At 72.9% G+C, this 12075-nt stretch carries 10 protein-coding genes and 1 pseudogene; 6 read left to right on the plus strand and 5 right to left on the minus strand.

The window, feature by feature from the left end; genetic code table 11:
• Positions 1-88: 88 nt before the first annotated feature.
• Positions 89-1933: a GMC oxidoreductase gene (locus ACIPAE_RS21920; RefSeq protein ID WP_402447301.1), complete on the plus strand. Its 1845-nt coding sequence runs from the start codon at positions 89-91 to the stop codon at positions 1931-1933.
• Positions 1934-2268: 335 nt separating this feature from the next.
• Here ACIPAE_RS21920 and ACIPAE_RS21925 read toward each other — a convergent pair whose 3' ends face one another.
• Positions 2269-2535, minus strand: a complete 267-nt coding sequence (locus tag ACIPAE_RS21925) for a chorismate mutase (RefSeq protein WP_402447303.1) — start codon at positions 2533-2535, stop codon at positions 2269-2271.
• Between the two features lie 398 nt (positions 2536-2933).
• Here ACIPAE_RS21925 and guaA point away from each other — a divergent pair, with 398 nt between their 5' ends.
• Both guaA and ACIPAE_RS21935 read left to right on the plus strand, forming a co-directional pair.
• On the plus strand, positions 2934-4538 hold the full coding sequence (gene guaA, locus ACIPAE_RS21930) for a glutamine-hydrolyzing GMP synthase (RefSeq protein WP_329365706.1): 1605 nt from the start codon (positions 2934-2936) through the stop codon (positions 4536-4538).
• Positions 4539-4757: 219 nt separating this feature from the next.
• Positions 4758-5231 (plus strand): annotated as a pseudogene (locus tag ACIPAE_RS21935) (DoxX family membrane protein); the annotation flags it as partial.
• 37 nt (positions 5232-5268) lie between these two features.
• Here ACIPAE_RS21935 and ACIPAE_RS21940 read toward each other — a convergent pair.
• Together ACIPAE_RS21940 and ACIPAE_RS21945 are read right to left on the minus strand one after the other, a co-directional pair.
• Positions 5269-5496, minus strand: coding sequence for a hypothetical protein (locus ACIPAE_RS21940; RefSeq protein WP_329365702.1), 228 nt, complete (start codon positions 5494-5496; stop codon positions 5269-5271).
• The gene (locus tag ACIPAE_RS21945) at positions 5493-6962 is read right to left on the minus strand and encodes a PspC domain-containing protein (protein ID WP_402447306.1); all 1470 of its coding nucleotides are present in this window, start codon (positions 6960-6962) and stop codon (positions 5493-5495) included. Before ACIPAE_RS21945 ends, ACIPAE_RS21940 begins: the two co-directional genes overlap by 4 nt.
• 156 nt (positions 6963-7118) lie before the next feature.
• Here ACIPAE_RS21945 and ACIPAE_RS21950 point away from each other — a divergent pair, with 156 nt between their 5' ends.
• Both ACIPAE_RS21950 and ACIPAE_RS21955 read left to right on the plus strand, forming a co-directional pair.
• Positions 7119-8420 (plus strand): PspC domain-containing protein, encoded by a 1302-nt coding sequence (locus tag ACIPAE_RS21950; protein WP_402447308.1) that lies wholly within the window; start codon positions 7119-7121, stop codon positions 8418-8420.
• Positions 8417-9100 (plus strand): response regulator transcription factor, encoded by a 684-nt coding sequence (locus tag ACIPAE_RS21955; RefSeq protein ID WP_328468210.1) that lies wholly within the window; start codon positions 8417-8419, stop codon positions 9098-9100. Before ACIPAE_RS21950 ends, ACIPAE_RS21955 begins: the two co-directional genes overlap by 4 nt.
• Positions 9101-9143: 43 nt before the next feature.
• On the opposite strand, the gene ACIPAE_RS21960 is transcribed toward ACIPAE_RS21955, so the two are convergent.
• Entirely contained in the window at positions 9144-9461 is a 318-nt protein-coding gene (locus ACIPAE_RS21960) for a hypothetical protein (RefSeq protein ID WP_329365696.1), read from the minus strand.
• A 275-nt stretch (positions 9462-9736) separates the two neighbouring features.
• Between ACIPAE_RS21960 and ACIPAE_RS21965 the strand changes: the two genes are divergently transcribed.
• Positions 9737-10768, plus strand: coding sequence for a hypothetical protein (locus tag ACIPAE_RS21965; protein WP_402447310.1), 1032 nt, complete (start codon positions 9737-9739; stop codon positions 10766-10768).
• A gap of 82 nt (positions 10769-10850) precedes the next feature.
• Here ACIPAE_RS21965 and ACIPAE_RS21970 read toward each other — a convergent pair whose 3' ends face one another.
• Complete coding sequence (locus ACIPAE_RS21970) at positions 10851-12071, minus strand: MerR family transcriptional regulator (protein ID WP_402447312.1); 1221 nt, start codon at positions 12069-12071, stop codon at positions 10851-10853.
• Between the last annotated feature and the right edge of the window lie 4 nt (positions 12072-12075).

Here is a 12075-nt window from a genome sequence, read left to right on the forward strand (position 1 = left end):
CCGACGTGCGCCGGCTCCCGACCGCGCCGGTTTCCGACGTGACCCGACCCGACCCCGCTCGACGACCGATCATCCTCCGGAGGACCAGGTGGCACAGGAAGACGGCTACGACTACGACGTCATCGTCGTCGGATCGGGCTTCGGCGGTGCGGTGTCCGCGCTGCGGCTGACCGAGAAGGGCTACCGGGTCGGCGTGCTGGAGGCGGGCCGCCGCTTCACCCGCGAGGAGCTTCCGAAGAACTCCTGGGACGTGCGCAACTACCTGTGGGCGCCCTCGCTCGGCCTCTACGGCATCCAGCGCATCCATGTGCTGGGCAAGGTGCTGGTGCTGGCCGGCGCGGGCGTCGGCGGCGGTTCGCTGAACTACGCCAACACGCTGTACGTCCCGCCGGCCGCGTTCTTCCAGGACCGGCAGTGGGGCGCGATCACCGACTGGCAGCAGGAGCTGGCGCCGTACTACGACCAGGCCAAGCGGATGCTCGGGGTGCGGCTCAACCCGACGATGACGCCGTCCGACGTCCATCTGAAGTCCGCCGCCGAGAAGATGGGCGTGGGGGAGAGCTTCCACCTCGCGCCGGTCGGGGTGTTCTTCGGCGACGGGCGGGACGCCTGCGGCGGCGAGGGAGCCGGCGGCGAGGGCGACGGGACCGGCGGGCCGGGCGCGGCGCCCGGCGAGGAGGTCGCGGACCCGTACTTCGGCGGCGCCGGGCCGCGCCGGCGGGCCTGCGTCGAGTGCGGCGAGTGCATGACCGGCTGCCGGCACGGCGCGAAGAACACGCTCAACGAGAACTACCTCCACCTCGCGGAGCGGGCCGGCGCCGAGATCCGGGCGATGACCACCGTCGTCGAGCTGGCCGACGACCCGGCGGGGGGCTACCGGGTCACCACCGTGCCCACCGACCGGCGCAGGAAGGGCGCCCGCGGCGTGCTGCGGGCCCGCCAGGTGGTGGTCGCGGCCGGCACCTACGGCACCCAGACGCTGCTGCACGCCATGCGCGACTCCGGCCGGCTGCCGCGGATCTCGGCCCGGCTGGGCGAGCTGACCCGGACCAACTCCGAGGCGCTGGTGGGCGCGCAGACCTCCGCGTCCCGCTACCGCAAGCGCCACCCGGACCGCCCGCTGGACTTCACCCGGGGCGTGGCCATCACCTCGTCGGTGCACCCGAACGACCACACCCACATCGAGCCGGTCCGCTACGGCCGCGGCTCCAACGCGATGGGCAACCTGTCGATCATGGCCGCGCCGTACCGAGGGAAGCTGCCGCGCTGGGCGGAGTTCGCGGTCAACTACCTGCGGCACCCGGCGGTCGCGTTCCGTTCGCTGTCGAACTTCCGATGGTCGGAACGGACGATCATCGGACTGGTGATGCAGACCAGCGACAACTCGCTGACCACCTACCGCAAGGACAAGGGCCTGGGCAAGGGGCTGCTGACGGCACGTCAGGGCCATGGCGCACCGAACCCCGTGCACATCCCCGAGGGCGCGCGGGCGGCCGAACTGATCGCCGAGGAGATCAACGGCTTCGCGGGCAGCAACGTCGGCGAGGCCACCGACCGGCCGATGACCGCGCACTTCCTGGGCGGCTGCCCGATCGGCGCGGACGCCGACCACGGCGTGATCGACCCGTACCACCGGCTGTTCGGGCATCCGGGCATCCATGTGGTCGACGGCGCCGCGGTCTCGGCGAACCTCGGCGTCAATCCCTCGCTGACGATCACCGCACAGGCCGAACGGGCGATGTCGCTGTGGCCGAACAAGGGCGCGGCGGACCCGCGGCCGTCCCAGGGCGAGGCGTACCGCAGGATCGCCGCGGTCGAGCCGGAATCCCCGGCGGTGCCGGCGGACGCGTTCGGCGCGCTGCGGCTCACGCTGCTGCCGATACCCCGAGTTCCTCGGGCGGAAGAAGCGCCGCGGGTGCCCAAAACGTCCTGAACACGCTGTAATGTGTCACTCGCAGAGCGGCCGGTCCCGGGCGTCCCCGGGAACCGACCGCCTCTTTAGAGTCGTGACCGGGCTGCTGTCCCCTGCCGTCCGGCCACTCGCACCGATGCGAGGTCCCACGGCGGCCACATTGCCGCGGCCGCCTCATCGCACCGGCTCACACCCCGCCTAGCTGCGTCTAGGCGGTGTCCATTTCCACGCGTGGTGTTGGGTTACCGCCCCTGGCTGGCACGGACATCACCTCCAACGAAGGGGCCGTCGGCCGGTCACGTGCCGTTCGGGTGATCCCCCTCGAAAGGGGAACCTCGCCCGTCGCGGTCATACCGTCATACCCGACCCCGGCCCAGTTCCAGCAGGGTCATCGCGAGCGCGGTGCCGGGGCGGCCGAGGGTGTCGCCGTACGCCCGCAGCACCTCCATCTCGCGGGCCAGGTGCAGCCGCCGGCCGCCGGCGCCCATCCGGGCCCGCTGCACATCCTGCGACACCGCGACGCGCTGCTGGACGAGTTCGATGATCCGCGCGTCGAGGTCGTCGATGCGCTGCCGGGCCTCGGCGATGATCTGCTCGGTGTCGGAGGGAAGGGTCTCGGTCACGGTCTGCTCCTCGGGTCGGTGGCACGTCGGTCACGACCCGGGCCGCGGTCCGGGGAAACGACAGGCGCCCCGGGCCGAGTGGCCCGGGGCGCCTGGAGGTCGCTTGCGTCAGCTCACGCGACGCGACCATGGCAGCCGGACCAGCCGGTGCCATAGGTAAACGCGAAGGTGTGCGTGTGCATGGCGCCCAGTATGGACCACCGACCGGGTGCGCGCGCAAGGCGGGGCGCGGGCGGTGCGGCGGCGGTGCGGTGGGGGCTGCGTCGGACGGTGTGGCGCTGGGCGCGCGGGGCGGGGCGGCGGGCGGAAGCGGCGGGGGCGGCGGGCACCGTCGGGGGAGCCGCCCGGCGCTGGGTAGACTGGCGGCACACTCCCGCACCCTCGCCGGAAGGCCGCCCGTGTCCTCAGCGACCCCAGCCGACCCCGCTCCCGACGGCGCCGCCGCCACCGACACCGTCCTGGTCGTGGACTTCGGCGCGCAGTACGCCCAGCTCATCGCCCGCCGGGTGCGCGAGGCGCGGGTCTACAGCGAGATCGTGCCCTCGTCCATGCCGGTCGCCGAGATGCTGGCGAAGCGGCCGAGCGCGATCATCCTGTCCGGCGGCCCCTCGTCGGTCTACGCACCGGGCGCGCCCAGCCTGGACCGCGAGCTGTTCGAGGCCGGAGTACCCGTCTTCGGGATGTGCTACGGCTTCCAGCTGATGGCCACCTCACTCGGCGGCACCGTCGACAACACCGGCGCCCGCGAGTACGGCCGGACCGCGCTCGAGGTCTCCAAGCCCGGCTCCACCCTCTTCGAGGGCACCCCCGCCCAGCAGTCGGTGTGGATGTCCCACGGCGACGCCTGCTCGGCCGCGCCCGACGGCTTCACCGTCACCGCGAGCACCGACGTCGTCCCGGTCGCCGCGTTCGAGAACGACGAGAAGCGGCTGTACGGCGTGCAGTACCACCCCGAGGTGATGCACTCCACACACGGCCAGCAGATCCTGGAGCACTTCCTCTACCGCGGCGCCGGCATCAAGCCGGAGTGGACCACCAGCAACGTGGTGGACGAGCAGATCGCCGCGATCCGCGCCCAGGTCGGCGACCGGCGGGCGATCTGCGGACTGTCCGGCGGGGTGGACTCCGCGGTCGCCGCCGCGCTGGTGCAGCGCGCCATCGGCGACCAGCTGACCTGCGTCTACGTCGACCACGGCCTGATGCGCAAGGGCGAGACCGAACAGGTCGAGAAGGACTTCGTGGCCGCCACCGGGGTGCGGCTGAAGGTCGTCGACGCCTCCGAGCGGTTCCTCGCCGCGCTCGCCGGGGTGTCCGACCCGGAGCAGAAGCGCAAGATCATCGGCCGGGAGTTCATCCGGGTCTTCGAGCAGGCGCAGGCCGAGATCATCGCCGAGGCGCCGGACGACCAGCCGGTGGAGTTCCTGGTGCAGGGCACCCTCTACCCGGACGTGGTGGAGTCCGGCGGCGGCACCGGCACCGCCAACATCAAGTCCCACCACAACGTGGGCGGCCTGCCCGAGGACCTCCAGTTCGCCCTGGTCGAGCCGCTGCGCAAGCTCTTCAAGGACGAGGTGCGGATGGTCGGGCAGGAGCTCGGCCTGCCCGACGAGATCGTCCAGCGGCAGCCGTTCCCCGGCCCGGGCCTCGGCATCCGTATCGTCGGCGAGGTCACCAGGGACCGCCTCGACCTGCTGCGCGAGGCCGACGCCATCGCCCGCGAGGAGCTGACCGCGGCCGGCCTGGACCGCGACATCTGGCAGTGCCCGGTGGTGCTGCTCGCCGACGTCCGCTCGGTGGGCGTCCAGGGCGACGGCCGCACCTACGGCCACCCGGTGGTGCTGCGGCCGGTCTCCTCCGAGGACGCCATGACCGCCGACTGGTCCCGGCTGCCGTACGACGTGCTGGCCCGGATCTCCACCCGGATCACCAACGAGGTCGCTGACGTGAACCGGGTCGTGCTCGACGTCACCAGCAAGCCGCCGGGCACCATCGAGTGGGAGTGAGCGGGCACCGCCCCCGGACGGTCTCGCGCCAGGGGGCGGTCCGGTGCGGCAGCAGGTGCGGCGTCCGGTGCGGCGGCCGGTGCGGCGGCCGGTGCGGCGGGCCCGGAAATGTCCCGCCGGGTTGAGTCACAGCCCGCCGGTATACGTATGACCCCCTGACGCCGCTGCAACGGAAGACGACTTCCACCCCACCAAGAGCGGCGGGAGAGGCGGGAGACGATGCTGGAGATGTGGCGGGAGACCGCACGTCGCTACGCACTGCTGCCGTTGCGGATCTTTCTCGGTGTGACGTTCACCTACGCCGGGCTCGACAAGCTGACCAGCAACACCTTCTTCACCGACTCGGCGAACGGCTCGCTGCTGCAGACCCTGCACGGCGTGCGGGACTCCGCGGCGATCCCGGCGATGGTCGACCTCGCGCTGAAGGCGCCGCACGGCTTCGGATACGCGATCGCGCTCGGCGAGCTGGCGGCCGGTCTCGGCGTGCTCTTCGGGCTGCTCGGCCGGGTCGCCGCGCTCGGTGGCGCGCTGATCTCGCTGAGCCTGTGGCTGACCGTGAGCTGGTCCACCACGCCCTACTACTACGGCAACGACCTCGCCTACCTGATGGCCTGGCTGCCGCTGGTGCTGGCGGGCACGCCCTACCTGTCGATCGACCTGCTGATCAGGAAGCGGCGCACCGGTGCGGGCGCCGGCGCCGCCGTCGCCGGGGCGCCCGGACCCGCGGCGGCTACCGCCGAGGGGATCGACGCTTCCGCAGGGCCCGTACGGTCCGCACCCCCTGCGTGACGACCCCCGTCGCCACCACCAGGCCGAGGCAGGTGCCCGCGACGGGGATCGACAGGTTGGGGTCCGAGAGGTTCCCCACACCGGCCACGTCGAGGAAGAAGGCCACCGCCAGGCCGATCAGGACCAGGCCCATCACCAGGGCGGTCGGTTCAAAACGGTGCCGCTTCACCGGACCACCCGCAGATCTCCGACGCCGACCTTGACCGTGAGGTCGATGGTGCCGGTCGACGGGGTGCCCGGCCTCGGGCTGTAGACCTCGGTGTCGTGGGTGCCGCTCCTGATGTTCACTCCGCTGTGGCTCTTTCCCGGCAGCAGCACGTCACCGACGCCGATGTGGTAGGTCAGGACCACCGTGGCGTTCGGCGGCAGCTTCACTTCCGCCTCGCCCACGTGCACGTCCAGCCGGGTGCTGACCGTGCGGTTGCCCAGGGACACGGTCCGCAGGTCGAGGACGCCGTCGCCCGCGCCGCGCACGTACGACGGCTGGATCGCGGTCGCGGTGGCCGGGGTCCAGCGGCTGGTCCACCCCTCCTGGTCCTTCGGCAGCGAGGCGGCGCCGATCAGGCCGGCGATGGTCAGCAGCGACCAGAACGCGGTCAGGCCGCGCGGCCGCCCCGCGAAGGACGCGATCAGGTAGGCCACGCCGAACACGCCCAGCGCGGACGCCAGTCCGATCTCCACGCTGCTGCCCACCGACGTCCGGTGCACCGCCACGCAGGTGCCCACGCCCGCGGCCGTCGCCGCCAGCAGGAAGGCCACCAGGCCGAACGGCCACTGGCGTTCCTTGCGGGTCTTCCTCTTCCGCTCCCGCCACGCCTGCCGGTCCGCCGCCTGGTACGGCCCGTCGTCCGGGCCCCACAGGTAGGGCGGCGCCTTCGTCAGCGGGTCGCGCCACCAGGACGGGGCGCTGCCGGGCTCGGGCGGCGCCTGCGCGGCGGGCGGTGCGTCGGCGACGGCGCTCGCCGCCGCGAGCGGGGTCTCGCCGGCCGCCTGCATCCTGGTCCGCTGCTGCGACCAGTACACGGCGGCCACGGTGGCGGCCAGCAGGATCAGGGAGAACGCCTGGTTGGCGCCGTTGCCGAGCATCGAGGCGTACAGACCGCAGCCGACCAGTGCCATCAGCACGGCGGTCAGCGGCGCCCCCTCGATCCGGCCGGAGAGCAGGCGGTGCGCCTCGCTCTCCTCCTCGTCCTCCTGCGGGATGACCAGCCAGCCCAGGCCGTAGATGATCAGACCGATGCCGCCGGTCAGCGCGAGGACGGCGAGCACGATACGGAAGATGACCGGGTCGACGCCGAAGTAGCGGCCCGCGCCGTGGCAGACGCCGGCCAGCACCTTGTCCTTGCCGTGGCCGCGCCGGAGTTGCGGGCGGCTGTCGTCGGAGGTGCCCTCGCCGTCGCCGTCCTTGCCGTCGTCCCCGTGCGAGGCGCGGGTGCTGCCGGACCGCGTGCCGGTGTCCGTGCCGCCCGCGTCGGTGCCGCGGTCGTCCCGGGTCGCGCCGGCCGGCCGCGGGGCCTCGTCCGCGGGCGAGGGGGGCGGCGCACCGGCGCCCTCGTCCCGAACCTCGCCGCGGACCTCGTCCCGGTCCGTGGCCCGGTTACGGGCCGCGCTCGTCTCGGTGGGGTCGTCGGTCATGGACACCATGGTCGCCCGTCCGCCGCCGTACCGGCACCCGCCCCGACCCTGGTACGACCCTGATCCCGCCCCGGACGCTCCCTGGGGGTCGGGCCGGGCAATCCTCGGGGGTTCACCCTGATGCCCGCGAGGACGTGCTTGTGTGACGATCGGGGTATGTCAGCCAGCACCCCGCCGCCGCCCGGACCGTCCGGCGGCGTCTCCGGAGCGTCCTTCCTCACCCCGCCCGAACCGGCGGGGTCCGGTGTGCGCAAGCTCTACCGCAGCTCCGAGGGCCGGATGGTCGGCGGGGTGGCGCGCGGGCTGGCCGGCCACCTGGGGCTGCCCGTGCTGTGGGTACGGGCCCTGTTCGTGCTGCTCGCCGTCTTCAACGGCATCGGCATCCTGCTCTACGCGGTGTTCTGGTTCTTCGTGCCGCTCGGCGTCGGCGGTGTCTCCGAGGCCAAGGAGCCGCGCGACGCCCGGTCCTGGCTGGCGGGCAAGCGTCCGGACAAGGGCCAGATCATGGCCCTGATCGCGCTGGCCGGCGGCACCGGCATCCTCGTGGACAACCTCAACCTCGGCGCGGCCAACCGCGCGGTGTGGCCGCTGCTGCTGATCGGCGCCGGCGTCGCGCTGGTGTGGCGGCAGGCCGACAACGCCCGCAAGGCGCGCTGGGTCGAGATGAGCCACGGCAAGCGGTTCTGGCCGCTGGTACGGGCCGCGGGCGGCATCGTGCTGGTGATCGCGGGGGTGACCGGCTTCATCGTGGTGCGCGGTTCCGGCAGCCACCTCGGCGGCATCCTCCAGGCCGCGCTCGCCGTGCTGGTCGGGGTCGCGCTGATCGCCGGGCCGTATCTGGTGCGGATGACGCAGGACCTGTCCGCGGAGCGGCTGATGCGTATCCGCGCCCAGGAGCGCGCGGAGGTCGCCGCCCACGTGCACGACTCGGTGCTGCACACGCTCACGCTGATCCAGCGGCACGCGGAGGAGCCGCGCGAGGTGGCCCGGCTGGCCCGGGCCCAGGAACGCGAGTTGCGCGCCTGGCTCTACCGCCCCGAGGGCACCGGCCGCGACGACGAGCCGACCACGCTCGCCGACGCCGTACGGGCCGCCGCCGCGGAGGTGGAGGACGCGCACGGCGTGCCGGTGGAGGTGGTCTGCGTCGGCGACTGCCCGCTCGACGAACGGCTGGCGGCGCAGATGCAGGCCGCGCGCGAGGCCATGGTCAACGCGGCGAAGTACGGTGGCGACGGCACGGTCCAGGTCTACGCCGAGGTCGAGGAGGCGAAGGTGTTCGTCTCCGTACGCGACCACGGTCCCGGTTTCGACCTCGACCAGGTTCCCGGCGACCGCATGGGCGTAAGAGAATCGATCATCGGACGGATGCGGCGCAACGGCGGCGAGGCCCGGTTGCGGGCCGCGCCCGGCGGCGGCACGGAAGTCGAACTCGAGATGGAGAGGGTGGCGGTGGCATGACTACGCCCACGGGAGACGAACGACGGGTCCGGGTGGTCCTCGTCGACGACCACCGCATGTTCCGCACCGGGGTGCAGGCGGAGATCGGCGTCACCGCGGAGACCGGGGTCGAGGTGGTCGGGGAGGCGGCCGACGTGGACCAGGCGGTCACCGTCGTCAACGCGACCCGGCCGGAGGTGGTGCTGCTCGACGTCCACCTGCCCGGCGGCGGCGGGGTGGAGGTGCTGCGGCGGTGCGCGGCGCTCAGCGCGGACCCGGACCGGCCGGTGCGCTTCCTCGCGCTGTCGGTGTCCGACGCGGCCGAGGACGTGATCGGCGTCATCCGCGGCGGCGCGCGCGGCTACGTCACCAAGACCATCACCGGACCCGACCTGGTCGACTCGATCTTCCGGGTGCGCGACGGCGACGCGGTCTTCTCGCCCCGGCTGGCCGGCTTCGTGCTGGACGCCTTCGCCTCCACCGACGCCCCGCCCGTCGACGAGGACCTGGACCGGCTCACCCAGCGCGAGCGCGAGGTGCTGCGGCTGATCGCCCGCGGCTACGCCTACAAGGAGATCGCGAAGCAGCTGTTCATCTCGGTGAAGACCGTCGAGTCGCATGTCTCCGCGGTGCTGCGCAAGCTCCAGCTCTCCAACCGGCACGAGTTGACGCGCTGGGCGACCGCCCGGCGGCTGGTCTGAGCGCGCGGGTCGCGAAGAGCGGGCCGGGCCGGGCGGCGACGGCTCACTCGTCCTCGTCGGTGGGCCAGACCAGGACGTAGTTGGGGGTGTGCGCGGTGCGCTCTTCCACCGGGGTGTGCACGGAGTCCATGGGGACGTCGTCCGGCACCGCGCAGCGGCTGAGGTGGATGCCGGTCAGGCACCCGTCGCACCAGAAGGACGCGTAGCCGACGCGGTCGGCGGGCAGACCGCAGAAGGTCAGATTCAGCTCGCGGGCACCGCAGTTGGGACAGCGGACGTCCGGCGCCGTGCGCGGCAGCCGGTCGTAGCGCTGCTGGAAGGCTGCCATCCAGTCGCCCCAACTCGCCTTCAGGGCTTGCATCGGTGGTTCTCCCGTCGGGTCGGCTCATCGGGCGAGCGTAGACACTACGCCGGTGCGGGGCGGCGACGGTCGGAATGCCCGAACCGTGACCTTCGGCGGCGCTGGGAACGGCGATTGGTCTTTTATGCCGGACAAGTTCTCACAGAAACTTCACAGCTCGTGCAACGTGTGCGGGCGCGGGCCCGTCAAGCAGGGTGAGCCACAAGGCTCTTGATTCCTCTCGTCACGGCGGCCGGGCCTCCCGGCCGCCGTGACGCTGCTCAAGCGGAGAATCCATGCGTATACGCGCAACCGCGGCCGTCGCAGTCGTCTCGGGCGCACTGGCCCTGACTGCCGTCGCGATCCCGGCCGCACAGGCGACCGGCGCTTCCGGCGCTTCCGGCGCTTTCCCGGCCCACGGCGGCTGGGCGTCCGCCCACCGGTTCGCGGTGGGCACCTCGGCCGCCGGGCCGGAGGCCGGGTCCGCCGCCAAGCCGGCGGTGAAGGAAGCCACTTCGGCCGCGACTTCGGCCGCTGCCTCGGCCGCGACCACCGCCGCCGAGCCGTACCCGCTCGCCGTGACCTTCTCCCAGCTCAAGGTCGACAACGGCAAGCCGGCTGTGGTCGTCGGCACGACGAACACGGTGCACGTGCCCTTCAGCTTCACCCTCACCGCCACGAACGTCGACGTCCGCGCGGCCGACTTCTACGCCGGCGTCGACCTCTACCGCGGCTCGGCGAACACCCCGAGCAACGACCTGTTCGGTGACAACCCGCCGAAGTGCAGCGTCACTTCCTCCACCAGCTCCGCGAACTCCGTGGTCACGGTGGAGAGCTGCAAGGGCACCGTGGACATCTACCCGGGCCAGGACCTCACCTTGAAGGACGCGGGCACGGGCTGGCACTCGGTGGCCTGGGCGGTCGCGCTCAACGGCCAGGACGGCGACAACCCGGACCCGAGCAAGATCGGGCAGGCCGCGCTCACCGGCCAGCACGCGCCGGCCATCCAGCGCTACGCGACGCTGACCGCGAGCGCCAAGCCGAAGCCGGTGAAGAAGGGCGGCACCGTGACCGTCACCGGCAAGCTCAGCCGCGCCAACTGGGACACCCACAAGTACGCCGGCTACACCGGCCAGCCGGTCAAGCTGCAGTTCCGCAAGAAGAACAGCAGCACCTACACCACGCTCAAGACGGTGAAGACCGACAGCCACGGCAACCTGAAGACCACCTACAAGGCGACGGCCGACGGCTACTGGCGGTTCTCCTTCGCCGGCACGTCGACCACCCCGGCGGTCTCGGCCGCGGGCAGCCACGTCAGCCTCAAGTGAGCAGGGCGCCCCGGCCGGTTGACGGTCCGGGGCGCCCCTGAGGTGATTCCTGACGGAGTCCTGATGGGAGTCCTGACGGAAGTTACGGCGTGGCGGGGGCGACCACGTCCGCCACCACGCAGCTCACGTTGTCGGGGCCGCCCGCGCCGTTCGCGAGAGCGATCAACGCGCGGGTGGCCTCGTCGGGTTCGGCCTCCTCCATCAGCACCCGGCGGATGTCGGCCGGCTCGGCGACCACCGGCAGCCCGTCGGAGCACAGCAGGTAGCGGTCGCCGGGCCGCGGGGCGTGCAGCTTCAGGTCGGCGGTGGGCGGCGGGCCGTCGGACAGCAGCGCCCGCAGCAGCAGGGACCGGTCCGGGTGGGAGGCCGCCTCGGCCTCGGTGAGCCGGCCGTCGTCGATCATGGACTGCACGAGGGTGTGGTCGTGGGTGATCCGGAACAGCTCGCCGTCGCGCAGCAGGTACGCCCGGCTGTCGCCGATGTGCACCAGGGCGAGGTGGGTTCCGGTCCACAGCATGGCGGTGAGCGTGGTGCCGACGGGGGCCGTGCCGGGTGCGGGTGGTGCGGGTGGTGCGGACGGTGCGGATGCCGGTACGGGTGCGGGTGCCGCGGTCCCGACCGCGCGGGCCGCTGCCTCCACCGCGTCCTGGAGGACGTTGAGCAGGTTGCCCGGCGGGAGCGGTGCGCCCGTGTCCAGGTCGGCGAGCGCCTCGATCGCGGCCGCGCTGGCCGGGGCGCCGGCCGGCCCGAAGCCGTCGGCGACCGCGAGCAGGCGGTCGCCCGCGTACACCGCGTCCTGGTTGCCGGGCCGGACCAGACCGGTGTCGGAGCGGGCGGAGTAGCGCAACGTCAGAGTGGTGTCGGGCATGGGTGCGTTCCCTTCTGAAGGGCCAGGTGTTCGGGGGCCGTGCTCTTGGGTGTCGGGCTCTTGGGTGTCGGGCGCTTGGCGGCCGGTTGCTCCGGCGTGCGGGGCGCGGTCGAGGTGGGCGAGCAGGAAGCCGGCGAGGTCCCGCCGCGCGGCGGTCTCCGCCTCCACCTGCGCCCAGTACCCGCGTATCTCCTGGGCGGCGGCCGCGTCGGTGGCGCACGCGCACACCCGCTGGATGCGGGCCAGCGGCATGCCCAGCCGGCGCAGCCACGCCACCAGCCGGGCCCGTTCGAGCTGTTCGGGGGCGTAGAAGCGGTAGCCGGTGTCCGGGTCCACCCGGGCCGGGGGGAGCAGGCCGAGGTCGTCGTACAGCCGCAGCGCCTTCGGCGAGAGCCGGGCCGCCTTCGCGAAGGCGCCGATGGTCAGCAGGTCCATGCCC

This window comes from Streptomyces sp. NPDC087270 (genome assembly GCF_044744625.1).
In the GTDB taxonomy this organism is placed as follows: domain Bacteria; phylum Actinomycetota; class Actinomycetes; order Streptomycetales; family Streptomycetaceae; genus Actinacidiphila.

Bases quoted from the DNA above. Each gene is read 5' to 3' on its own strand.
- ACIPAE_RS21960 (WP_329365696.1), bottom strand. From the start codon at position 9,461: ATGCAAGCCCTGAAGGCGAGTTGGGGCGACTGGATGGCAGCCTTCCAG.
- ACIPAE_RS21970 (WP_402447312.1), bottom strand. From the start codon at position 12,071: ATGGACCTGCTGACCATCGGCGCCTTCGCGAAGGCGGCCCGGCTCTCG.
- ACIPAE_RS21965 (WP_402447310.1), top strand. From the start codon at position 9,737: ATGCGTATACGCGCAACCGCGGCCGTCGCAGTCGTCTCGGGCGCACTG.
- ACIPAE_RS21945 (WP_402447306.1), bottom strand. From the start codon at position 6,962: ATGACCGACGACCCCACCGAGACGAGCGCGGCCCGTAACCGGGCCACG.
- ACIPAE_RS21955 (WP_328468210.1), top strand. From the start codon at position 8,417: ATGACTACGCCCACGGGAGACGAACGACGGGTCCGGGTGGTCCTCGTC.
- ACIPAE_RS21950 (WP_402447308.1), top strand. From the start codon at position 7,119: ATGTCAGCCAGCACCCCGCCGCCGCCCGGACCGTCCGGCGGCGTCTCC.